The sequence below is a fragment of the Paenibacillus taichungensis genome, assembly GCF_003287275.1.
GTDB lineage: Bacteria > Bacillota > Bacilli > Paenibacillales > Paenibacillaceae > Paenibacillus > Paenibacillus taichungensis_A.
The window spans coordinates 130,074-153,270 of record NZ_QEVW01000009.1; the positions used below are offsets into that span (position 1 = coordinate 130,074).

23 protein-coding genes and 1 other annotated feature (1 of these 24 running past the window's edge) are annotated in these 23,197 nt (G+C 47.7%); all 23 genes read left to right on the forward strand.

Features of this window, described 5'->3' with window-relative positions:
• Positions 1-49 precede the first annotated feature (49 nt).
• The gene (locus DC345_RS15360) at positions 50-2,014 is read left to right on the forward strand and encodes a stage V sporulation protein D (protein ID WP_053781224.1); all 1,965 of its coding nucleotides are present in this window, start codon (positions 50-52) and stop codon (positions 2,012-2,014) included.
• A 129-nt stretch (positions 2,015-2,143) separates the two neighbouring features.
• Positions 2,144-3,631, forward strand: coding sequence for a UDP-N-acetylmuramoyl-L-alanyl-D-glutamate--2,6-diaminopimelate ligase (locus DC345_RS15365; protein WP_113053848.1), 1,488 nt, complete (start codon positions 2,144-2,146; stop codon positions 3,629-3,631).
• The gene (locus tag DC345_RS15370) at positions 3,631-5,043 is read left to right on the forward strand and encodes a UDP-N-acetylmuramoyl-tripeptide--D-alanyl-D-alanine ligase (RefSeq protein WP_113054047.1); all 1,413 of its coding nucleotides are present in this window, start codon (positions 3,631-3,633) and stop codon (positions 5,041-5,043) included. Before DC345_RS15365 ends, DC345_RS15370 begins: the two co-directional genes overlap by 1 nt.
• A gap of 12 nt (positions 5,044-5,055) precedes the next feature.
• A complete protein-coding gene (gene mraY, locus DC345_RS15375) occupies positions 5,056-6,024 on the forward strand; it encodes a phospho-N-acetylmuramoyl-pentapeptide-transferase (RefSeq protein WP_063566988.1) in 969 nt (322 codons plus the stop codon).
• 3 nt (positions 6,025-6,027) lie between these two features.
• Entirely contained in the window at positions 6,028-7,449 is a 1,422-nt protein-coding gene (gene murD / locus DC345_RS15380) for a UDP-N-acetylmuramoyl-L-alanine--D-glutamate ligase (protein WP_113053849.1), read from the forward strand.
• A 48-nt stretch (positions 7,450-7,497) separates the two neighbouring features.
• Positions 7,498-8,595 carry a stage V sporulation protein E gene (gene spoVE, locus DC345_RS15385; RefSeq protein WP_099858475.1) on the forward strand — a complete coding sequence of 366 codons (1,098 nt, stop codon included), beginning with the start codon at positions 7,498-7,500 and terminating at the stop codon, positions 8,593-8,595.
• 7 nt (positions 8,596-8,602) lie between these two features.
• Entirely contained in the window at positions 8,603-9,712 is a 1,110-nt protein-coding gene (gene murG / locus DC345_RS15390) for an undecaprenyldiphospho-muramoylpentapeptide beta-N-acetylglucosaminyltransferase (RefSeq protein WP_113053850.1), read from the forward strand.
• A 148-nt stretch (positions 9,713-9,860) separates the two neighbouring features.
• Complete coding sequence (murB, locus tag DC345_RS15395; protein ID WP_113053851.1) at positions 9,861-10,766, forward strand: UDP-N-acetylmuramate dehydrogenase; 906 nt, start codon at positions 9,861-9,863, stop codon at positions 10,764-10,766.
• A gap of 17 nt (positions 10,767-10,783) precedes the next feature.
• Positions 10,784-12,067, forward strand: a complete 1,284-nt coding sequence (gene murA / locus DC345_RS15400; protein WP_113053852.1) for a UDP-N-acetylglucosamine 1-carboxyvinyltransferase — start codon at positions 10,784-10,786, stop codon at positions 12,065-12,067.
• Positions 12,068-12,125: 58 nt separating this feature from the next.
• A complete protein-coding gene (locus DC345_RS15405) occupies positions 12,126-12,893 on the forward strand; it encodes a cell division protein FtsQ/DivIB (protein WP_113053853.1) in 768 nt (255 codons plus the stop codon).
• Between the two features lie 293 nt (positions 12,894-13,186).
• Complete coding sequence (gene ftsA, locus DC345_RS15410; RefSeq protein ID WP_113053854.1) at positions 13,187-14,473, forward strand: cell division protein FtsA; 1,287 nt, start codon at positions 13,187-13,189, stop codon at positions 14,471-14,473.
• Between the two features lie 150 nt (positions 14,474-14,623).
• Positions 14,624-15,736, forward strand: coding sequence for a cell division protein FtsZ (gene ftsZ, locus DC345_RS15415; RefSeq protein WP_063566980.1), 1,113 nt, complete (start codon positions 14,624-14,626; stop codon positions 15,734-15,736).
• 255 nt (positions 15,737-15,991) lie between these two features.
• On the forward strand, positions 15,992-16,972 hold the full coding sequence (spoIIGA, locus tag DC345_RS15420) for a sigma-E processing peptidase SpoIIGA (RefSeq protein WP_113054048.1): 981 nt from the start codon (positions 15,992-15,994) through the stop codon (positions 16,970-16,972).
• An 11-nt stretch (positions 16,973-16,983) separates the two neighbouring features.
• Entirely contained in the window at positions 16,984-17,706 is a 723-nt protein-coding gene (gene sigE / locus DC345_RS15425) for an RNA polymerase sporulation sigma factor SigE (RefSeq protein WP_017687308.1), read from the forward strand.
• Positions 17,707-17,817: 111 nt separating this feature from the next.
• Positions 17,818-18,600: an RNA polymerase sporulation sigma factor SigG gene (sigG, locus tag DC345_RS15430; protein WP_024628410.1), complete on the forward strand. Its 783-nt coding sequence runs from the start codon at positions 17,818-17,820 to the stop codon at positions 18,598-18,600.
• 200 nt (positions 18,601-18,800) lie between these two features.
• Positions 18,801-19,190: a YlmC/YmxH family sporulation protein gene (locus DC345_RS15435; protein WP_258530684.1), complete on the forward strand. Its 390-nt coding sequence runs from the start codon at positions 18,801-18,803 to the stop codon at positions 19,188-19,190.
• A 51-nt stretch (positions 19,191-19,241) separates the two neighbouring features.
• Positions 19,242-20,135, forward strand: coding sequence for a peptidoglycan editing factor PgeF (gene pgeF / locus DC345_RS15440; RefSeq protein WP_113053855.1), 894 nt, complete (start codon positions 19,242-19,244; stop codon positions 20,133-20,135).
• Positions 20,136-20,141: 6 nt separating this feature from the next.
• A complete protein-coding gene (locus tag DC345_RS15445; protein WP_090901480.1) occupies positions 20,142-20,843 on the forward strand; it encodes a YggS family pyridoxal phosphate-dependent enzyme in 702 nt (233 codons plus the stop codon).
• Positions 20,834-21,301 carry a cell division protein SepF gene (locus tag DC345_RS15450; protein ID WP_063566976.1) on the forward strand — a complete coding sequence of 156 codons (468 nt, stop codon included), beginning with the start codon at positions 20,834-20,836 and terminating at the stop codon, positions 21,299-21,301. Before DC345_RS15445 ends, DC345_RS15450 begins: the two co-directional genes overlap by 10 nt.
• 7 nt (positions 21,302-21,308) lie before the next feature.
• Complete coding sequence (locus DC345_RS15455) at positions 21,309-21,578, forward strand: YggT family protein (RefSeq protein ID WP_205524745.1); 270 nt, start codon at positions 21,309-21,311, stop codon at positions 21,576-21,578.
• A 16-nt stretch (positions 21,579-21,594) separates the two neighbouring features.
• Complete coding sequence (locus tag DC345_RS15460) at positions 21,595-22,377, forward strand: YlmH family RNA-binding protein (protein ID WP_076288135.1); 783 nt, start codon at positions 21,595-21,597, stop codon at positions 22,375-22,377.
• A gap of 97 nt (positions 22,378-22,474) precedes the next feature.
• Entirely contained in the window at positions 22,475-22,678 is a 204-nt protein-coding gene (locus tag DC345_RS31495; RefSeq protein WP_146752137.1) for a hypothetical protein, read from the forward strand.
• Complete coding sequence (locus tag DC345_RS15465; protein ID WP_063566974.1) at positions 22,617-23,126, forward strand: DivIVA domain-containing protein; 510 nt, start codon at positions 22,617-22,619, stop codon at positions 23,124-23,126. Before DC345_RS31495 ends, DC345_RS15465 begins: the two co-directional genes overlap by 62 nt.
• Positions 23,127-23,184: 58 nt before the next feature.
• Positions 23,185-23,197 (forward strand) — a binding site (T-box leader) (it continues 279 nt past the right edge of the window).

A 23,197-nucleotide genomic window follows, 5' to 3' on the forward strand; every position in this document is an offset into this window, starting at 1 on the left:
CATGAATTGAACACAATCATGATTTTGGGACGAGTGGGGGGATCTTTTCGTGAAGGGGTCAAGCGTAAATCTGCGGCGCAGGCTGTTATGGAGTTTAGTGATTTTAGTTCTGTTATTCTCAGCCTTGGTGATCAGGCTTGCTTATGTACAGTTAGGAAAAGGACCGGAACTATCTGCGAAGGCAGAAGAGTCCTGGCGGCGGAATATTCCGTATTCAGCCAAACGGGGAGAGATTCTGGATCGTAATGGAACCTCTCTCGCCTACAATATAACCACACCAACCATTATGGCGATTCCTGCTCAGGTGAAGGAAGCGGAGACAACAGCAAGGGCACTGGCTCCTTTGCTGGGGATGACCGAAGAGAAAGTGCTGGCAACCATCAAGAAAAGAGAACTAATTGTACGACTACAACCCGGTGGCCGCAAAATTACGATGGAGAAAGCTCAGCACATCCGTGATTTGAAGCTTCCGGGTATCGTTGTTGCTGAGGATAATAAACGCTTCTATCCTTATGACGACCTGGCGGCTCATATTCTTGGTTTTACGGGCATTGATAATCAGGGCTTAACGGGTGTAGAGAAAAAGTATGATGATAAGCTGAACGGTTTGAATGGCAGTGTGTCCTACTTGTCCGATGCGGCCGGAAGGCTAATGCCGGGCTCATCTGAGAAGTATGTGGAACCGAAGGATGGTCTGAACCTCAAGCTGACTATTGATAAATCGATTCAGTCCATCATGGAACGCGAGCTGGATCAGGCTATGGTCAAGTTCCAGGCCAACTCGGCGCTTGCCATTGCAATGAACCCTAAGACGGGTGAAATCCTTGGCATGGCCAGTAGACCCGGATACGAACCAGCGGATTATCAGCAATATCCGGCCGATGTGTACAATCGGAATTTGCCGATCTGGATGACGTATGAACCAGGTTCAACGTTTAAAATCATTACACTCGCAGCAGCACTTGAAGAGAAAAAAGTAAATCTGACGCAGGATCAGTTCTATGATCCCGGATTTGTTGAAGTGGGAGGCGCTCGCCTGCGGTGCTGGAAAAAGGGCGGTCATGGAAGTCAGACCTTCCTGCAAGTCGTGGAGAACTCCTGCAACCCTGGATTTGTTGCACTAGGTCAGAGACTGGGCAAAGAATCATTGTTCTCCTATATTAAAGACTTCGGATTCGGCACCAAAACAGGTATCGATCTGAGTGGTGAGGCCAGCGGAATTCTGTTCAAGTTGTCACGGGTCGGACCTGTGGAGCTTGCGACCACTGCTTTTGGCCAAGGGGTATCCGTTACGCCGATTCAGCAGGTAGCGGCTGTGTCAGCAGCTATTAATGGTGGTAAACTATACAAGCCATATGTTACAAAGGCTTGGGTTCATCCTGAAACGGGTGAAGTGATGGAAGAGGCCAAGCCGGAACTGGTTCGTCAAGTCATCTCGGAAGATACATCCAAGCAAGTACGAGAAGCACTTGAGAGTGTCGTTGCCAAGGGTACGGGACGTCCGGCGTTTATTGATGGATATCGGGTTGGCGGCAAAACGGGTACAGCGCAGAAGGTAATCAATGGACGTTATTCCTCTACCGAGCATATTGTATCCTTTATCGGTTTTGCTCCGGCGGATGATCCGCAGATTGTTGTGTATACTGCGGTGGATAACCCGAAAGGAATTCAGTTCGGCGGCGTGGTTGCCGCACCGATCGTACAGAACATTCTAGAGGATGCACTGCATTATATGAATGTTCCGGTTCGGAAGGATCAGGTAGCCAAAGAATACAAGTATGGAGAAACGAAAATCGTGACGGTTCCCGATCTGACAGGAGCCACGGTCGAAGACCTGTATGAGGATCTGAATATGAACTTTATGCTGGCCAAATCCGGCAGTGGGAAATATGTCATTAACCAGGCTCCAAAGCCAGGGGCACGGGTTGATCAGGGTTCTACTATACGGATCTATATGGGTGATGTTCTGAATGATATTCATGATCATACCAAGGAGGAAGGACAAGAGCCCTGATGGGGCTCTTGATCCCCACCGCAACAAAATGCACTGAGTTGCGTTTCATTAATTGGCTGTGTTGACGATATTAATGATTACAGAGAACTGTTGAAATTGAAGTAAACTTGGAAAAGTGAGGTTATTCATGTGCTTTTAAAACAACTTTCATCATTGCTGACAACCGCCCGTGTCATTGGCGAACCAAATACAGAATGTCAAAACCTACAGACAGATTCTCGCCAGGTACAACCGGGAGATCTGTTTATCTGTCTTCCAGGGCATACGGTTGACGGACATGACTATGCTGAGAAGGCTGTAAACACTGGAGCTGTTGCTCTGGTTGTGGAACGAGAGCTGGATCTGCCTGTTCCGCAGTTGCTGGTAAAAGACAGCCGTTTCGCTATGGCTGTACTGGCGGATTCCTTTTTTGACTCGCCAAGCCGCAAGATGAATATGATTGGTGTAACGGGAACTAACGGAAAAACAACAACTACCTATTTAATTGAAAAAATCATGAGTGACTTTGGTCAAAAAACAGGATTAATCGGGACCATTCAAATGCGCTATGACGGGCGCACGTACCCGATGTCAGGCACTACACCGGAAGCACTTGATCTGCAGCGCAGTCTGAATGATATGGTTCAAGCTGGCACGGACTGTTGTGTTATGGAAGTTTCCTCCCACGCTTTGGAGCAAGGTCGGGTAAAGGGGACGGAATTCCGCACGGCTGTATTTACCAATCTGACGCAGGATCATCTGGATTACCATCATTCCATGGAGGAATATCGCGGAGCCAAAGGACTGTTTTTTGCACGGTTGGGTAACGGATATACCGCAGATGCTTCCAAGCGCAAATTTGCAGTGATCAATGCAGATGATCCAGCTGCAGCCTATTTTATATCTGTAACTGCAGCTGAAGTCATTACATACGGCATGGAGGAAAATGCGGATGTACGCGCATCCCAAATTTCAATTACCTCGCAAGGTACTTCTTTCCATGTAGATACATTCAGAGGCAGCACCGATATTCGTTTACGCATGGTAGGCAAATTCAATGTGTATAACGCAATGGCTGCCATCGCTGCTGCTCTGGTTGAAGGCATTCCGCTGGAGGAGATCAAACGAAGCTTGGAGACGGTACCCGGCGTAGATGGACGTGTTGAGGCTGTTGATGAAGGGCAGTCTTTTGCTGTTATTGTTGACTACGCTCATACCCCAGATGGTCTGGAGAACGTATTGCGGACGGTGAAGGAATTTGCTGAAGGCCGTGTGATCTGTGTATTTGGATGTGGTGGTGACCGAGATCGTACGAAGCGGCCTCTAATGGGTAAAATTGCAGCGAAGTACAGTGATATCGTATTTGTCACTTCCGATAATCCGCGGACAGAAGATCCCGATCTGATCCTCAAGGATATTGAACAAGGCCTGATTGAAGATGCCATTCAACCTGACCGTTATACGATGATTGTGGATCGGCGCCAGGCGATTCATGAAGCTATTGAAATGGCAAGCCCTGCCGATGTAGTATTGATTGCGGGTAAGGGGCATGAGACCTATCAAATTATCGGCACAACCAAGACGGACTTTGACGATCGGATCATAGCGAAAGAAGCGATAAGGGGCAAATCCAATTGATAAAAAGAACATTGGCACAATTGGCCGAGATGTGTGGAGGAACACTAACTGACGTTGCTGCTTATGGTGATGTTGGTGTTGAGGGTGTATTTACAGATTCGCGTAAGCCAGTTCAAGGCAGTCTCTTTATCCCGCTTGTTGGCGAAAGGTTTGACGGACACGAATTTGTGCAAACCTGTGTAGAGAAGGGCGCTGCCGGGGCATTATGGCAAAAGGATCACGGAATTGCACCTCAAGGTGCGGTGATTATTGTGGAGGATACCCTGGTTGCATTGCAGAAGCTTGCGTCCTCCTATTTAAGAGAAAACAAGGCCTCCGTTGTAGGCATTACAGGTAGCAATGGTAAAACAACAACAAAGGACATTGTGGATGCTATTCTCTCTACAACGTTCAAAGTGCATAAGACCCAAGGCAACTTCAATAACCATATTGGTTTGCCACTTACCGTACTTAGCATGGAACCGGACACTGAGATCGTCATTCTGGAGATGGGTATGAGCGGCCGAGGGGAGATTGAAGAATTATCTTTAATTGCTCAGCCGGATGTCGCAATCATCACGAATATTGGAGAATCCCATCTCCTTCAACTGGGATCTCGATTGGAGATTGCTCGGGCAAAAGTTGAAATTGCTGCTGGTATGAAACCAGGTGGATTGCTGGTATACAACGGCGACGAACCGTTAATTGAGAAGGTTCTGGCAGAGCCAGTAACGAAGCTGCCTGAAGGACTTCAGCGGTATACATTTGGCTTGCAGACAGATAACGATGATTATCCAACTGGAATTATGAATGTACAGAGTGGGGTCGCGTTTACCACCAAGCAGTCTGGAGAGGGTGCTCTTACACTCCCGTTATTGGGAACACATAATGTGGTCAACTGTCTTGCTGCATTAGCGGTTGCCCGTCATTTTGGAGTGGCTGCTGAACAGATTATAGCAGGACTGTCACGTCTGAAATTAACCGGCATGCGCATCGAGATTATTAACGGCGTCAGTGGTTTGACCATGCTTAACGATGCTTACAACGCTAGTCCAACCTCCATGAAAGCCGCTGTGGATGTGCTGGAGGGCCTCAAGGGGTATCGGATCAAAGTAGCCGTGCTCGGTGATATGCTGGAACTGGGGCCTCAGGAGCATGAACTCCATCGGGGAATCGGTGAATATATCACACCCGACAAAATGAATATGGTGCTGGCTTATGGCCCTTTATCTGCGAGTATTGCAGAAGGAGCAAGACAAAACATGCCAGCAGAAGCCGTACACACTTTTGAGAGCAAGGAAGAATTGACCCGATATCTACTGGAGAATCTCCAATCCAGAGACGTTGTCTTATTTAAGGCCTCCCGTGGCATGAAGCTTGAGGATGTGGTCGAAGCGCTAAAAATAGCTCCATTACAGAATAGAGTAGACTAGAGGGGTGAACCCATGGATTTCCAGGTATTACTGTTAACAATCGGTGTTTCATTTATTTTGGCGGTGATTGCTGCACCGCTCTTGATTCCATTGCTGCGTCGAATGAAGTTCGGACAGCAGGTTCGGGAAGATGGGCCACAGAGCCATCTGAAAAAAAGCGGAACGCCTACAATGGGCGGAGTAGTTATTTTACTCGCGTTCACATTGGCCTTTTTGAAATTTTCAGCGGTCAAAAATACGGACTTTTACGTCCTGCTGGTGGCTACACTCGGCTTCGGTCTGATCGGTTTCCTGGATGACTACATCAAGATTGTATTCAAACGTTCACTGGGGCTGACGGCTAGACAGAAGATGATTGGCCAATTATTCTTCAGTGCAGTGATGTGCTACTTGCTGATCCAGAATGGACACAGTACAGCCATATCGATTCCGGGTACATCAGTCTCCTTCGACTGGACGGGATGGTTCTACTATCCGTTTGTGGTATTTATGATGCTTGCCATCACGAATGCAGTTAACTTTACCGATGGTTTGGACGGCTTACTATCCGGCGTGAGCGCCATCGCATTTGGGGCATTTGCCATTGTGGCGATGCAGGCAACATCCATGCCAGCAGCAGTATGTGCGGCGGCGATGATTGGTGCGGTACTTGGATTCCTGGTATATAACGCACATCCGGCCAAAGTGTTTATGGGAGATACAGGTTCACTCGGAATTGGTGGTGCGATTGGTGCCGTCGCCATTGTGACGAAGACAGAACTTCTTTTTGTCATCATTGGCGGTATTTTCGTCATCGAAATCCTGTCCGTCATTATTCAAGTGGTATCATTCAAAACTCGTGGCAAACGTGTATTCAAAATGAGCCCGATTCATCATCATTTTGAACTGAGTGGCTGGTCGGAATGGCGAGTTGTCATTACTTTTTGGGCGGTAGGTGCCATTTTGGCCGCTCTTGGACTTTATCTCAACAAGGGGTTGTAAACAATGAATCATCCTGAATCATATCGTGGGCAACAAGTGGTTGTGCTTGGACTGGCCAAGAGCGGCGTGCAGGTCGCCAAAGTGCTGGATCGTGCCGGCGCAATCGTTACAGTTAATGATAAAAAAGAGAGAGAACAGTGTCCCGAAGCATCCGAATTGGAGGCTTTGGGAATTTCTGTTGTATGCGGTGGACATCCGGACGACCTAATTCATAGTGATGTGAAGCTTGTAGTCAAAAATCCGGGCATTCCCTATCAAGCGCCTCCTGTGGAACAAGCACTCGCATTAGGTATTGAAGTAGTGACCGAGGTAGAAGTGGCATATCATCTATGCGCTGCGCCTATGATTGGGATCACTGGCTCTAATGGGAAAACGACCACAACAACGTGGGTAGGCAACATGTTGGAGCTTGCCGGTTTGAAACCCATCGTTGCCGGTAATATTGGAACGCCATTGTGTGAGGCGGCAGAGCAGGCTTCTGTGGATAACTGGATGGTGGTGGAGCTTAGCAGTTTCCAACTGAAAGGCACATCCGATTTCCGTCCGCGCATTGCGAGTTTGCTAAACGTGGCGGAGACTCATTTGGATTACCATGGGAACATGGATGATTATGTGGCTTCCAAAGCCAAATTGTTCTCCAACCAACAACCAGAGGATGTAGCTATCCTGAACTGGGATGATCCGGTATGCCGCGGACTGGTTCCTTATATCAAAGCAAGACTGCTCCCATTCTCGCTGACAGAGAAGCTTGAAGCAGGGGTATATGCTGATCCTCCTTATGTGGATGGGGAAGAGGATGATGTGAAGCGCCAGGTGGTCTATGCAGACGGTCAGGGCAACCATCACATCATTATTGATGTGGAAGACATCGGCATCCCGGGACGATTCAATGTGGGAAACGCATTGGCAGCAGTAGCTATTGCTGTGTCTGCTGGAGCCGATCCGTCTGTGCTTGCTGCGCCATTGGCTGACTTCAAGGGGGTTGAACACCGTCTCGAGTATGTACTTGAACATAATGGAGCGGGCTATTACAACAACTCCAAAGCAACCAACTCCAAAGCAACCGTAATGGCGCTGAACTCCTTCAAGGAACCGGTCGTTCTCATAGCCGGCGGACTGGATCGTGGTTCAGACATGATGGAATTGCTGCCATTGTTCCAGGAGCGGGTGAAAGCTGTGGTTGCTCTTGGAGAGACACGAGAGAAAATTGCCAAGGTCGCGGAACTGGCGGGATTAAAGCAAATTAAGGTCGTCGATAATGAGGAGGACGCTGCCCGGACGTTAACCGCTGCCGTGCAGGAAGCTTCACAGTTTGCAGCTCCGGGTGATGTGGTCTTGTTATCGCCGGCGTGTGCAAGCTGGGACATGTTTGCTTCCTATGAAGAGCGGGGACGCATTTTTAAAGAGGCGGCGCATAACTTGTAAGTAGGGGGGTGGAAAAGCCCCTACTTCCATGCAAGGGGTGGCCTCCTGATGAAACAGACGCGACCGGCGCCGGATTTCTGGCTCCTAATTTGTATTCTGGCATTGCTTGCCATCGGCATTATTATGGTATACAGTGCGGGCTCGGTGCTTGCTTTTCATGACTATGGTGATTCATTTTACTTTGTCAAAAGACAGCTGCTGTTCGCTGGACTTGGACTTGCTGCCATGTTTGTTACGGCAAATGTGGACTACCGGGTCTGGAGAAAGTATGCCAAGCCTATACTGATTGCCTGTTTTATAATGCTGATTGCGGTGCTGATTCCTGGCATCGGAGTAGTTCGCGGAGGGGCACGAAGCTGGTTGGGCATTGGCTCATTCGGCATACAACCTTCAGAATTCATGAAACTGGGGATGATCCTGTTTCTGGCTCACTGGTTAAGCAAGGAACCTGGCAAAATCAAAACGTTCACGACGGGGCTTCTGCCACCGCTCGGCTTGATTGGTTTGGCCTTTGGTATCATTATGCTTCAGCCCGATTTGGGGACAGGCACAGTAATGCTGGGTGCATCCATGCTGATTATTTTCACAGCAGGAGCACGGATGAAGCATCTCTTGCTTCTTGCCCTGGGCGGTGTAGCTGGATTTGCCGCATTGATTGCGGCAGCTCCTTACAGATTGCAGCGAATAACAGCTTTTTTGGATCCGTGGTCTGATCCACTTGGTGCCGGATATCAGATTATTCAATCTTTATATGCAATCGGCCCCGGAGGACTTGCGGGATTGGGGCTGGGTATGAGTCGACAAAAATACAGCTACGTACCCGAGCCGCAAACGGATTTTATTTTTTCCATTTTGGCTGAAGAGCTTGGCTTTATTGGTGGAATGATTGTATTATTGCTGTTCCTGGTCCTGGTGTGGAGAGGGATGCGCGTAGCGATGACGGTACCAGATGCCTTTGGCAGCCTTTTGGGCGTAGGTATTGTGGGTATGGTGGCTGTGCAGGTCATTATCAACATTGGCGTTGTGATCGGGCTTATGCCGGTTACGGGGATTACACTGCCGCTTATCAGTTATGGCGGTTCATCTCTGACCTTGATGTTGACAGCGTTAGGCATATTATTGAACTTATCCCGTTATGCGAGGTGAATGTACGATGCGAGTCGTTCTAAGCGGCGGCGGTACCGGTGGACATATCTATCCGGCCGTTGCTATAGCAAGGCAATGTGAGGCGGAGAATCCCGACTCGACATTTTTATATATCGGTGGTACCCGTGGACTGGAAAGCAAACTGGTGCCACAAGAGAATATTCCGTTTCAATCGATTGATATTACAGGTTTTCGCCGGAAATTGTCCTTTGACAACGTGAAGACTGTGATGAGATTTTTGCAAGGTGTACGCAAAGCCAAGAAAATGCTCAAGGAATTCAAACCCGATGTCGTCATCGGTACAGGGGGCTATGTGTGTGGGCCTGTCGTTTATGCAGCAGCCAAACTTGGTATTCCAAGTGTCATTCATGAGCAAAATGCCATCCCCGGGTTAACGAACAAGTTCCTTACTCGGTATGTGGACACGGTAGCTGTTAGTTTTGAGGGTTCGGAAAAAGCATTCTCTGGAGCCAAAAAGGTTGTGTATACCGGTAATCCAAGAGCTACAACGGTAGCCCAGGCCAGCCGCGATCGTGGATTTGCGACATTGGGTGTACCTATGGACAGCCGTGTTGTTCTTGTGGTCGGTGGTAGCCGTGGTGCGAAAGCAATCAATAAAGCCATGGTGGATATGGCACCGATGCTGGCCAAGCTTGAAGATGTGCACGTGGTCTACGTGACTGGTGATTCTTATTTTGATGAAACGCGTGAGGCAATCCGCAGTTCCCTTGGAACAATGCCAAATCATCTGCATGTGCTGCCTTACGTACACAACATGCCCGAGGTTCTGGCATGCACGTCGCTGATCGTAAATCGTGCAGGTGCATCATTCCTTGCCGAGATTACATCTCTCGGTATTCCGTCCATCCTGATTCCGTCACCTAACGTGACGAATAATCATCAGGAGGCGAATGCTCGTACGCTTGAGGGTGGCGGTGCATCGCTTACGATGCTGGAGAAGGATCTGACAGGCCAGGCGCTATATCAAGCGATTGCTGAAATTATGAATGACGAAGCGGCGCGCAAAAGGATGGCGAAAGCTTCCCGGGAACTGGGAAAACCTGATGCAGCCGAGGTGCTTGTGAGCGAGATTCGGCGTCTTGCTGCAGGGCGTTAAAGTGCGTTTTGGGCGATTGTCACACACACGGCGGGACTGACATAAGATACCCTATAAATCGTGATAATCGTTCCATGGCGCCGCAACACGGCTTGCAGCAACGAAAGCTGCCGTGCTCATCGGTTTTGAAGTAAAGGAGGATGTTAATATGCAGCAGTGGATATCGTTACTATCCCAGAACAATGTCGGCAAAGTTCTTGAAAACGAGCCGCTAGCCAAATACACCACATGGAAGATCGGCGGTCCTGCAGATGCGCTGGTCATACCGGAAAACAAGGAGCAGATGGTCAATCTCATCCAATTGCTGCACATGCATCAGATCCCATGGATGCAGCTTGGACGGGGTTCAAACATGCTGGTCTCTGACAAGGGAATACGCGGAGTTGTCGTGAAACCGGGAGAAGGCTTTGATTATGCCGAGTTTCACGAGGGCGGGGTGACCGCCGGAGCAGCACATTCCTTTGTTAAACTCAGTGTTGTTGCTGCGAAGAAAGAGTGGACCGGTTTGGAATTTGGCAGCGGCATCCCCGGAACGGTCGGCGGAGCCGTATATATGAATGCTGGTGCCCATGGATCGGATGTGTCACGGATATTTCAATCCGCTGAGATTGTACTGGAGACAGGGGAATTGGTACGTTACAGCAAGGAGGACATGGAATTTGCCTATCGCCACTCTGTTCTGCATGACCGGAGAGGCATCGTGCTGGAGGCTACATTTGCACTCCAGCAGGGTGAACGCAAAGTCATTTCGGAATCGATGGCGGCTTATAAAGACCGTAGACGCCGTACACAGCCACTGCAGATGGCGTGTGCTGGCAGCGTGTTCCGGAATCCCCCTGGTGATCATGCCGCCCGTCTGATTGAAGCAGCGGGGTTAAAAGGTATGACTCAGGGAGGCGCACAGGTATCCACCATGCATGCCAATTTCATTGTCAATACAGGCCAAGCAACAGCAGAGGACGTTATCACCCTAATGCAGCAGATTCAGAACACTATATCATCTCAAAACGGTATTAACCTGGTACCGGAAGTCTTCGTAGTGGGTGAACGGTAAACCCCGGAGGTGATACATTGGACAAATTGGTGATTGAAGGCGGGAAACCCCTCTCAGGATCCATACGCATCCATGGAGCAAAAAATGCCGCTTTACCGATCATGGCCGCAAGTTTGTTGGCAGACGGAGAAGTTACGTTGCACAACGTTCCACACTTGCTGGACATCGAAGTGATGCTGTATATCCTGGAACGACTTGGATGCACGTGTCGGCATGAACAAGGAACAGTGACGATAGATACATCGTCCATCCGGTCATATGATGTGCCTGAGGATCTCATGAAGCAGATGCGTTCTTCCATTTTTTTGATGGGACCATTGCTGGCTAAGTTTGGGCAAGTATCCGTGTACCAGCCAGGTGGCTGTGCCATTGGGGAACGTAAAATTGATCTTCACCTTCGGGGCCTGGAGGCGCTCGGAGCTTCGATTGAAGAGCTGGATCAGCAGATCATATGCAGCGGGCGCAAGCTGGTGGGTACAGACATTCATCTGGACTTCCCCAGTGTAGGAGCCACAGAAAATATTATGATGGCTGCCGTTACAGCTGAAGGTACAACTACAATATTTAATGCAGCCAGAGAACCAGAGATACAGGATCTGCAACATTTTCTGAATGCAATGGGTGCACGAATTATCGGTGCTGGAACGGATACGATTACCATTAATGGTGTGGAGAAACTCAAGCCTTGCTCTTATGAAATTATACCTGATCGGATCGTTGCAGGAACGGTGATGATTGCAGCCGCAGCAACGAGAGGGAATGTAACGCTTACACATTGCAATCCGGCCCATCTTACTTCCCTTATACATGTGTTGAAGCGTACTGGTGTTCAAATCACAGTCTGCAATGATATAATGACGGTGAGCTGTATGAGCCGTCCCAAATCAGTAGACCGCATTGTGACTTCTCCGTATCCTTCATTTCCAACAGACCTGCAGTCTCAGATTATGGTGCTGCTCAGTCTGGCAGACGGTTTCAGTGTAATGAAGGAAACGGTATTCGAGGGTCGGTTCAAACATGTGGATGAGCTGAATGTCATGGGAGCCGATATTTCGGTTGACATGAATGCAGCATTTATCCGTGGCGTTCCCCGTTTGTACGGGGCTACAGTGGAAGCAACCGATCTGCGGGCAGGTGCAGCACTAGTTATTGCTGGTCTTGCTGCCCAGGGAAAAACGGTTGTGGAGCAAGTGCATCATATTGATAGAGGGTATGATCGTATCGAGAAGCTTTTTCAGAGTCTTGGAGCTTCGGTTGAGCGACAGTCCCCCGTTTCGAAGCAGCTGGATTTTGCCAATTAACGTCCTTTGAGTCCCCTTCTTAAGGGAAGGGGGCCGGAGGCTTTGTGGAGCGCGACCTATGCCTAAAAGTCAAATTCCGGTTCTGAAGAAGAATCGGCCCAAACGAAACACAAGCCGTAAAATTGTTTTTATTCTCTTACTTCTTTTTATTGTATTACTTGCAGTACTTTTTTTTCGTTCTTCGATGAGTCGGATTTCGGCAATTGAGATTACGGGTAATGTATACACAACAACTTCAGAACTGCTGGAGAAAAGTGGTCTGAAGGAGGGCGAACAGTTTTTTGGGACAACCTCTGCTGATGTGATTGAGCGACTGAAAACAATCAAGGCTATATCAACCGTAACTGTGGATAAACAATTTCCCGGGACTATTCTTATTAAGGTGCAGGAATATCCAACAGTTGCGTATGAACTTGGTTCTGACGGTACGCTAAAAGCCATACTGGCAAGCGGGACAAGCTTAACGGTCCCTGCCACCATTGGTGTTGCGGTTGAGAAACCGATTTTGACCCAGTGGAAGGCGGACGATCCGCTCAAGGCTAAGCTGAGTGAAACGTTGGCCAAGATCCCGAATGAACTAACGACGGATATTTCAGAGATTATTCCGAATCCTACACCTTCATTCCCGGATCAGATTCGGATATATACCAAGTCACAGTTTGAAGTGATTACAACCGTTTCTCTATTATCCGATAAGGTAGAGTATCTCAATCAGGTCATTGAGACGGAACGTCCAGGGAAAATCACGATGCTGGAGGCTGATACTTACGTGCCTTTCATTCCGGATAATCCTGAAGAAGATGCTGAGCCAGGAGCAACTCCCTGATTTCCGCCTTTATTCGGTTGAGAAGTATTCAAAACCAGACGGGATCGGGGTTTAGCCCCTTTAATCCAGTGAAAGTTGTTCTTTCTGAGACGAAGAAAAAATGATACACTTGAACTTATGGCACTTGAGTTGCCTCCTTCTTTTTTCTTCAAGGTTTTATGTCTCGCAACCAGATCTTGGCACCCAAAAAAATTGTAGAAAAAAGAGGGAAAGCCTAAAGTGTGTTGAATATGTTTTAAGAGTGTTTAAACCCGAACGTATTTTACTATTTGGAGTCAGGAGGTGCCACAGACTTGAGCAACAATGACATCATTGTTAGTTTGGACATCGGTACATCCAAAATTCGCGCTATTATTGGGGAAATGAATAATGGAACCTTTAATATTATTGGAGTTGGATCTGCCGACTCGGAGGGAATTCGCAAAGGTGTAATCGTAGATATCGATCAGACGGTGCAATCGATCCGCAATGCAGTGGATCATGCAGAACGTATGGTAGGTATTCAAATATCCGAAGTATATGTTGGAATCTCGGGAAATCATATCGGACTGATGAGCAGTCACGGCGTCGTGGCAGTGTCTAACGAGGATCGTGAAATCGGAGAAGAAGACATGGAGCGGGTGTTGAAAGCAGCCGAAGTGATTGCGGTTCCACCGGAACGGGAAATTATTGATGTTGTCGCCAAGCAGTATGTTGTAGATGGCTTGGAAGGCATACAGGACCCTCGTGGTATGATTGGTGTTCGTCTGGAAGTAGAGGCGACCATCATTACGGGTGCAAAAACCGCGATACATAATCTTTTGCGCTGCGTGGAAAAAGCGGGTCTGAAAGTAAGTGATTTGGTACTCATGTCACTTGGGGCAGGTCAGCTGGCATTGTCCAAGGATGAAAAAACGATGGGGTCCGTTCTTGTTGATATCGGAGCAGGGGCTACAACCATCGCCATCTTCGAAGAAGACAGTCTCGTTGCAACTTCAACGCTGCCTATTGGCGGGGAATTCGTAACGAATGACATTGCCTATGGTCTGCGCACATTAACAGATCAAGCCGAAAAGGTGAAATTGAAGTATGGCTGCGCATGGCTGGATGATGCTGCTGCTGATGTCATGTTCAAAGTAACACGGATTGGCAGTAACGTAGACAAGGAATTCTCTCAAGAGGATCTGGCGGCTATTATCGAACCAAGGGTTCAGGAAATATTCCAGATGATTTCTCAAGAAGTGAAACGTCTTGGTTACAATGATCTTCCTGGAGGTTATATACTAACGGGAGGTACGGTCTCTATGCCGGGTGTTCTGCAGGTAGCTCAGCATGAGCTTGTTGCTTCGGTACGAGTTGCGGTGCCGGATTATATCGGTGTGCGTGACCCAGGCTACACGAGCGGAGTCGGCATTTTGCACAGTGTAATCCGCAGTTTGCGTATTCGTCCCTCGATCAACAACGGCGGTGGAAATAATAACAACAACAACAATAACAACAAAAAACCGACCAACCGTCCTAAGCCGAATACGGCCCAGGAATCGGAGCAGAAACCAGGTCTGTTCGAACGGCTGAAAAATATGTTCAGCGAATTTATATAAAAGGTTGAATCCATTTCATACAATTCTTGAAGCCGTCTGAATGCGCTGGTTCTAAAATAAACGCTTTCGTTCGTCGATATATGAAATTGATTCGGTTCAATCAAAAATTGGACGGGCCATCCATGCACATTGAGGGGGAGATGGAATAATATGTTGGAATTTGATTTCGAGATGGAGAGCTTGGCTCAAATTAAAGTCATCGGTGTAGGCGGCGGCGGAAGCAATGCAGTCAACCGTATGATCGAAAACGGTGTACAAGGTGTAGAATTTATTACGGTAAATACGGACGCTCAGGCGTTACACCTTGCAAAATCCGAGCATAAATTGCAAATCGGTGATAAATTAACCCGTGGTCTTGGCGCTGGCGCCAACCCGGATGTAGGTAAAAAAGCAGCGGAAGAATCCCGTGATTTGATCATGAACACCTTGAAAGGTGCAGACATGGTATTTGTTACAGCAGGTATGGGCGGCGGAACTGGTACAGGTGCGGCTCCGGTTATTGCCGAAATCGCCAAAGAGTGCGGTGCACTTACCGTGGGTGTAGTTACTCGCCCGTTCACATTTGAAGGACGTAAACGTTCCAGCCATGCAGAGCAAGGTATTGAAGCTCTCAAGGAAAAAGTGGACACGCTGATCGTCATTCCAAATGATCGTTTGCTTGAGATTGTAGACAAAAAGACACCAATGCTTGAAGCGTTCCGTCAAGCAGATAATGTGCTCCGTCAAGCCGTACAAGGTATCTCTGACTTGATCGCTGTACCGGGTCTGATCAACCTTGACTTTGCAGACGTGAAAACGATCATGCACGAGCGTGGATCTGCGCTGATGGGTATCGGTGAATCAACTGGCGAGAACCGTGCTGCAGAAGCGGCACGTAAAGCGATCATGAGTCCTTTGCTGGAAACTTCCATCGAAGGTGCACGTGGTGTCATCATGAACATTACGGGTGGCATTAATCTGTCCCTGTATGAAGTCAATGAAGCAGCTGAGATCGTTACGTCAGCTTCTGATCCGGAAGTGAACATGATCTTTGGTGCCATCATTGATGAGGATCTGAAGGAGGAAATCAAAGTAACGGTCATTGCGACTGGTTTTGAAGATAAACCTGCTTCCCCACCACCAGGGCGTAAACCGGCTCCAGCAAGTGAGCCTGCGGATAACCGTTCGCCGAACCTGCGTCCGTTCGGAAATCAGCCGAGCAATGATCAGCTGGATATTCCGACATTTTTGCGCAATCGTTCACGTAATAATAACAACGATTAATACGATAATAGATTTCATTGAAGACCCGGTGCTCCTGATGGAGCAACCGGGTCTTTTTTGTTTTTTTTATTATCCTATCACATCGTATTGAACAAATTCTGAACAACGGGTCTGAGCAATTCCGACAAAAAAAGTTGGAACGATCCCCCCATGATTAGACAGACTTTGAAAAGTGAGCTCCTTATACTTGTGAATATGCTCATGAATATCGGGATAACGTTATTTCGATATGTTGCGCGCAGGCAGGTGAAGAATGTGGTTGTATATGTGGATCTTATTTTTTTGACGAACCTGTGTATTGACGGTGCACTCATCGGACTGACGGCCTGGATGCGCAAAACGAAGCTGGTCTGGTGGAGATGGTTGCTGTCCGCAATCGTGGGTGCGCTGTATGTCGTCATGATGTTTGTACCGGAGTTTGATTTTATGTTCACCTTTTTAATCAAGTTTGGATTGTCTCTGGTGATGCTAGGTATTGCATTTGGGTTTAAGGGTCTTCAGGCATTTATGAGGACTTTGGGTACCTTCTATGTAATCAATTTTGTCGCCGCAGGGGGAATTCTGGGTGTGCACTACATGCTGCAAAGCTCTGGGGAATTGTTCAACGGCATTTGGTTTACGGCATCAGGTGGAATGTCTTTTGATCTGAAAATTGCCTTCTGGTTCACGTTTGTCGTCTTTTTTGCTGTGCTTTTTCTATTCAAAGCGGTGCAGAGCTCGAAACGAAAAACAGACCGAATGACAACGTACTTGGGTAAAGTGGAGGTTTTTATTGACGAGGTGACTATTTCTTGTACAGGCCTTCTGGATACAGGAAATCAGCTCACAGACCCCCTTTCACGTATGCCCGTCATGGTAATGGAAGTATCGTTATGGCAAGACATGCTGCCTGCTTCATGGAAGGGCAGGTTGAAGGATGAGGCGCCGGACAACCTTATCATGGAGCTCGATCAGGAGGATTTTCACTGGCAGGATCGTTTAAGGCTTGTGCCCTATCGAGGCATTAACAAAGGAACTGCGTTTATGCTGGCGATGAAGCCAGACCGGGTGAAGGTAACGATGGATGAGATGTGTTATGAGACGACAAAGGTATTAATAGGGTTGGACGGAGGCGTACTGTCATCCGATGGAAAATACCAGGCCGTGATTCACCCTGAGCTTGTGCAAGACGCTGCTTCTGCGCAGTCTACGGCTATCTCTGCGGGAGCAACAGAAAAGCCGCTGAATGTGGTATAGGAGGAACGTACATGCTTGTAAAATGGAAACTGGTGGCGCAGCTGCAGTACTATCGTTTATTATTTCTGCTTGGTTTGAAAAGTGAAGAGATTTATTATATCGGAGGCAGTGAGGCGCTGCCGCCCCCATTAACACGTGAAGAAGAAGAATTTTTGTTGCAAAAGTTGTCTTCAGGGGATTCGGCGATTCGTGCCATGCTGATTGAACGGAACCTGCGACTGGTGGTATACATCGCACGCAAATTCGAAAATACAGGTATCAATATCGAGGATCTGGTCTCCATCGGTGCAATCGGTTTGATTAAAGCCGTTAATACGTTTGACCCGGAAAAGAAAATTAAGCTGGCAACCTATGCTTCCCGTTGTATCGAAAATGAAATATTGATGTACCTGAGACGCAACAGTAAAATTCGTACAGAAGTTTCTTTTGATGAACCACTCAATATTGATTGGGATGGAAATGAACTATTATTATCCGATGTACTGGGTACTGAGAACGATACAATCTATCGGAATATCGAAGAACAGGTAGACCGGAAGCTTTTGCATAAAGCATTGGAAAAATTAACGGAGCGGGAGCGAATGATTATGGAGCTTCGCTTTGGCTTGACGGATGGGGAAGAAAAGACACAAAAAGATGTCGCCGATCTGCTTGGAATCTCCCAATCCTATATCTCTCGTCTCGAAAAAAGAATCATTAAAAGACTCCGTAAGGAGTTCAACAAGATGGTCTGAACAGGAGCATTTTTCATAATGGGTATTAATGGCAAGGATGCCAAGTGCGAATAAAAAAGCCTGCCCCGGAGATAATGTACATTAATGTTTCTCCTTGGGAGGTAAATCACGATGACCCGAAACAAAGTCGAGATTTGTGGCGTGGACACCGCAAAATTGCCTGTCCTCACCAACACAGAAATGCGGGAATTGTTTCATTCCCTTCAGCAACACCATGATCGCTCAGCAAGAGAGAAATTAGTGAATGGCAACCTGCGTCTTGTGCTCAGTGTCATTCAGCGCTTTAACAATCGGGGAGAGTTTGTCGATGATCTGTTCCAGGTTGGATGTATTGGCCTGATGAAAGCCATTGATAATTTTGATTTATCCCAAAATGTCAAATTTTCAACCTACGCGGTGCCGATGATTATCGGTGAAATCCGTCGATACCTGCGCGATAATAATCCAATTCGGGTATCTCGCTCCTTGCGGGACATTGCTTATAAAGCACTTCAGGTGCGTGATAGCCTGACGAATAAAAATTCCCGTGAACCGACGATATTCGAAATTTCTGAGGTACTGAATGTGCCGAAGGAAGATGTGGTTTTTGCATTGGATGCCATTCAAGACCCGGTTTCGCTCTTCGAACCGATCTATCATGATGGTGGAGATCCAATCTATGTGATGGATCAGATCAGTGATGACAAAAACAAGGATGTATCCTGGATTGAGGAAATTGCACTGCGTGAAGCGATGCACCGTCTCGGTCAAAGGGAGAAAATGATTCTGTCGATGCGGTTTTTCGAAGGGAAAACCCAGATGGAAGTGGCTGATGAAATTGGTATTTCCCAGGCGCAGGTATCCCGTCTGGAGAAATCAGCGATACAACAAATGCAGAAACATGTGAAGTCTTAACAAGGGGTTAGCCAAGAGGCGATCAAAGGGAAGAAATATCCCTTTGATCGTCTTTTTGCTTTTTGGATTTCGACATCAGAGATATTTGGATTTGTTCGGTTGCCTTTCCTTCGAAAAAGAGGACATTTTTCGCGTAAGAAACATATATTGTATAGAAGCGGAGAACGGGCAGAAGTGGATTAATCGGGGGGCGTGACCAAATGAAAGTGAACACAGGTGAAGCGGCGGGTAGCGGGATGAAAATTTCGGATTTTCAAACCAAAGATGTTATTAACATAACGGATGGCAAAAGACTGGGTCAGATTAGCGATTTGGAGCTGGATCTGAAGCAGGGACGAATTGAAGCGATTGTTGTACCAGGCTACAGTCGTTTTATGGGGCTGTTCGGCGGGGGAACGGATCTGGTGATCCCTTGGAGAAATATTGTGAAGATCGGTTCGGATGTCATTTTGGTTAAAATGGATGAAATTAAGGAAACTAACTACGATGAGCGCGACCGTGAAGCCCGGTTGTATGACGAACAGAACGGCCGGATGGACCGGGTCGAACGTATTGAACGTTTAAATCGGAACCAGCGCCGGACGATATAACCGAGACAGAACGGGGTTCATTTGGTACACTGGAAGTTGTGAGGTGAGAAGATGGAACCGTTTATTTTGGATAAGGAAATACGGTCGGGAAGCCAGAACTCAGATTGGGGTCCTGACCCGTTGTTATTATATGTGGAGCCGTGGAAATTGCAGTTTAAGCATATGAATGCCGGTTTTACGACAAGGCAAGGCGGTGTCGGAAGCACACCTTACGCCAGTCTAAACTGCGCCTATCATGTTGGTGATGATCCGGCTGACGTGCTGAATAATCGTAAACTTGTAGCTGAAAAGCTGGGTTTTCCTTTGGAATCCTGGACTTGTGGAGAACAGGTACACGGTAACCATGTCGCTGTAATCACGGCTCAAGAGCGGGGCAAAGGTTTGCTGGATCGACAGTCTGCATTACAGGATACGGATGGGTTGATCACTAATGTGCCTGGTGTGCTGCTGACTTCCTTTTATGCAGATTGTGTACCCCTTTATTTCTATGACCCCGTACAACAAGCGGTGGGGCTAGCTCATGCCGGATGGAAAGGTACAGTTGCCGGTATAGCCGAATCGATGGTCGAAAAGATGGAGCAGGAATATGGAAGTCGCAGACAGGATATCCATGCTGCAATAGGTCCCTCCATTGGGGATTGCTGTTATGAAGTGGATGAAGCGGTTATGCAGCATGTACGGGTTTGGCTGGACCACTCCTCGGGTAATGATGAATACAAGAACTCTGCATCCAATCAAGTATATCGAGCTGCCGGAAATGGCAAAACGATGTTAAACTTGAAAGAATGCAATCGACACATTATGATGAAAGCAGGAATATTGCCGGATCATATCGAATGTACAACTTGGTGTACAAGCTGCAATCCCGAGCTATTTTTCTCGTATCGTAAAGAAAATGGCATTACCGGGAGAATGGCGAGCTGGATTGGGCTGGAAGAGAGGTGACCCTCTGTGTCATTGGAGGAGCGTATACAACTAGTAAATCAGAAGATCGAAGCCGCGTGTCAGCGCAGTGGCCGTCAACGTGAAGATGTCAATGTGATTGCTGTCACGAAATACGTCTCACTTGAAACAACGGGAGCTGTGCTGGACCACGGTCTTGAGCATATTGGCGAAAACCGCTGGCAGGATGCACAAGCGAAATGGGAAGCATTCGGTCAGCAGGGAACCTGGCATTTTATCGGTCATTTACAGACGAATAAGGTGAAGGACGTCATCGGTAAATTCCGTTACATACATTCACTGGATCGTTTGTCCCTGGCCAAGGAGTTGGATAAAAAGGCGGCGTCTCTTGGCATCCAGGTGGAAACACTATTGCAGGTAAACATTTCGGGTGAAGAAAGCAAGTTTGGCTTGCAGCCTGAACAGGCGAGTTCCTTTTTGCGTGAAATCAGTTCGTTCAACAACCTGAAGGTCATCGGCCTGATGACCATGGCACCCCATGAGGAAGATCCGGAGCTTACACGTCCCGTGTTTCGCGGACTGCGTGAGCTTAGAGACCATTTGAATGGACAAGCTTTAACAGCGGAGCCATTGACCGAGTTGTCGATGGGCATGTCCAATGATTTTGAAGTGGCGATTGAAGAAGGGGCAACCTGGGTTCGGCTTGGATCGATTCTCGTAGGAAAAGAGGAGGGTTCGCAATGGGCGTAATGAATAAGTTTATGAATTTCCTCGGGCTTCAGGAAGAGGAAGAGATTGTGGAACGTGAGCGTATGGCGGCACAAGAGGAACATGATCCTGATCAACAGGAAGCTGAAACCTCAAGTCTCGATAAACGTAGAAACCAAAGGGGTAATAATGTGGTGAGCATTCATTCCCAGAAAAATGTTAAAGTCGTCCTTTATGAACCGCGTTCTTATGACGAAGCACAAGAGATTGCTGACCATCTGCGCTCCCATCGTACCGTTGTCGTTAACCTGCAGCGGGTGCGTCAGGATCAGGCTCTGCGCGTCATTGATTTTTTGAGTGGCACAGTGTACGCACTGGGCGGCGGTATTTCAAAAATTGGCGGCAACATTTTTCTCTGTACGCCAGATACGGTTGAAATTCAGGGTTCAATTACGGAAATACTGGCTGACAGCGAGCAAGATTATAACAGAATGAGGTGAGCCACTTTTGTACCAGATTGAAAGCGTGTTGTACACGTTATACCAGATTTACTTTTACATGGTCATTGTCTACATATTGATGTCATGGCTTCCCAACGCACGGGAGAGCTTCATCGGTGAATGGCTAGGTAAGTTTGTGGAACCATATTTGAGACCTTTCCGCCGATTTATTCCGCCTTTGTTCGGTGTGTTGGATATTTCACCGATTGTGGCGTTGATCGTTCTTCAACTCGCGCTTAATGGGCTGATCTCCGTCCTCCGATACTTTGTATATTAAGGTAGGGTGAACATAGATGAGCGGTGAGATTTACGAGCATTTTAGTCATGATGAGCGGGATTTTGTGGATAAAGCCTCAGACTGGGTTGAACGGGCAGGTAAGTATCATGACATGAAGCTAACTGACTTTCTTGATCCCAGGCAGGTCTTTATTTTACAAACACTTGTGAACCGTCGAGATGATGTACAGATTCGTCTGGATGGTGGTTATGAAACAGCTGAACGTAAGCGTGCGCTGATTGCACCGGATTATCGGTATCTGGACGATGAGGATATGGGTATGCAGGTGATGAGCATTACGTCTGACGATCAGAAAATCAAAGAGCTGGAGCATGGGGACTATATGGGTGCCCTGCTCGGGCTTGGCATGAAACGTGGCAAGATCGGTGATATTCAAGTGCTGGAGGACGGGTGCCATACGGTGGTGGCGTCGGAAACCGGCGCTTTTTTATCGCTTCAACTGAATCAAGTACACCGGGTACATGTGTTTACGGAGCTGTTGGCACTGGATCAGCTGAAATGGTCCGAGAGCAAGCTGGAGACGATGGACATTACCGTGGCTTCCCTGCGTTTAGATGGCATCTGTGCAGATGTGTATCGGCTTAGTCGCAGTAAAGTTCTCGTTCCGATCAAGGCTGGCCGTTGTCGTGTGAATTGGAAAGTGGAGGAAGATCCGTCCAAAGCGCTGAAGGCGGGAGATGTGGTATCCATTCAAGGATTTGGTCGATTCAAGGTGATGGAACAGGATGGGTTGACCAAAAAGGGACGCTGCCGCGTAAAAATCGGCAAATTTGCCTAAGTGTGTTGCAGGAAAACCAGCTTTCTTGTCGAAATGTTTAAGGTAAAGGTGCAAAAAACATTCGGTGTTTCCGATATACATTAAAGCAAAGGTTGATATGACCGCCAAAGGATCAGAGTCTGGTCCTGCATTCCGTATTCGTGCCAGGATTGGGCATCACATATACGGCCCCTTGGGTGGAACCCATATGCTGCAAACCTTCTCAGCCCGGGAAGGAACTTTTACAGGAGGTGGACAGCATGCCATTAACGCCGCTGGACATACACAACAAGGAATTTTCCCGACGTTTGCGCGGGTATGACGAGGATGAGGTCAATGAATTCCTGGATCAAGTCATCAAAGATTACGAAGGCGTCATTCGCGAAAACAAAGAGCTGAGCAATCAGTTGCTGTCCGTTCAGGAGAAGCTTGATCATTTTGCAACGATTGAAGAGACGCTGAGCAAAACGATCATCATTGCGCAGGAAGCTGCGGATGATGTGAAGAACAATGCGAAAAAAGAAGCACAGTTGATCGTGAAGGAAGCCGAGAAAAATGCGGACCGGATCGTAAACGAATCTTTGTCTAAATCACGCAAAATTGCTTTGGAAGTCGAAGAGCTGAAAAAGCAGGCGTCCATCTATCGTGCCCGTTTCCGTACACTTGTGGAAGCACAGCTTGAATTGTTGACTCAGGATGGTTGGGAAGCGCTGGAGAGCCGGGAGCAGGAAGTCCGTGACCGTGAGCGGGAAATGAAGGAAATTTATTAGTCTATCCGCCTGGTTGACTTTTGCCTGTAAAGAGGCTATAACTATATTCATAATGAATAGTGATTCCATGA

Bases quoted from the DNA above. Each gene is read 5' to 3' on its own strand.
- sigE (WP_017687308.1), top strand. From the start codon at position 16,984: ATGCTTGTAAAATGGAAACTGGTGGCGCAGCTGCAGTACTATCGTTTA.
- pgeF (WP_113053855.1), top strand. From the start codon at position 19,242: ATGGAACCGTTTATTTTGGATAAGGAAATACGGTCGGGAAGCCAGAAC.
- mraY (WP_063566988.1), top strand. From the start codon at position 5,056: ATGGATTTCCAGGTATTACTGTTAACAATCGGTGTTTCATTTATTTTG.
- DC345_RS31495 (WP_146752137.1), top strand. From the start codon at position 22,475: ATGACCGCCAAAGGATCAGAGTCTGGTCCTGCATTCCGTATTCGTGCC.
- DC345_RS15450 (WP_063566976.1), top strand. From the start codon at position 20,834: ATGGGCGTAATGAATAAGTTTATGAATTTCCTCGGGCTTCAGGAAGAG.
- DC345_RS15405 (WP_113053853.1), top strand. From the start codon at position 12,126: ATGCCTAAAAGTCAAATTCCGGTTCTGAAGAAGAATCGGCCCAAACGA.
- DC345_RS15435 (WP_258530684.1), top strand. From the start codon at position 18,801: ATGAAAGTGAACACAGGTGAAGCGGCGGGTAGCGGGATGAAAATTTCG.
- sigG (WP_024628410.1), top strand. From the start codon at position 17,818: ATGACCCGAAACAAAGTCGAGATTTGTGGCGTGGACACCGCAAAATTG.
- DC345_RS15465 (WP_063566974.1), top strand. From the start codon at position 22,617: ATGCCATTAACGCCGCTGGACATACACAACAAGGAATTTTCCCGACGT.
- DC345_RS15460 (WP_076288135.1), top strand. From the start codon at position 21,595: ATGAGCGGTGAGATTTACGAGCATTTTAGTCATGATGAGCGGGATTTT.
- ftsZ (WP_063566980.1), top strand. From the start codon at position 14,624: ATGTTGGAATTTGATTTCGAGATGGAGAGCTTGGCTCAAATTAAAGTC.
- spoVE (WP_099858475.1), top strand. From the start codon at position 7,498: ATGAAACAGACGCGACCGGCGCCGGATTTCTGGCTCCTAATTTGTATT.
- murG (WP_113053850.1), top strand. From the start codon at position 8,603: ATGCGAGTCGTTCTAAGCGGCGGCGGTACCGGTGGACATATCTATCCG.
- murD (WP_113053849.1), top strand. From the start codon at position 6,028: ATGAATCATCCTGAATCATATCGTGGGCAACAAGTGGTTGTGCTTGGA.
- murB (WP_113053851.1), top strand. From the start codon at position 9,861: ATGCAGCAGTGGATATCGTTACTATCCCAGAACAATGTCGGCAAAGTT.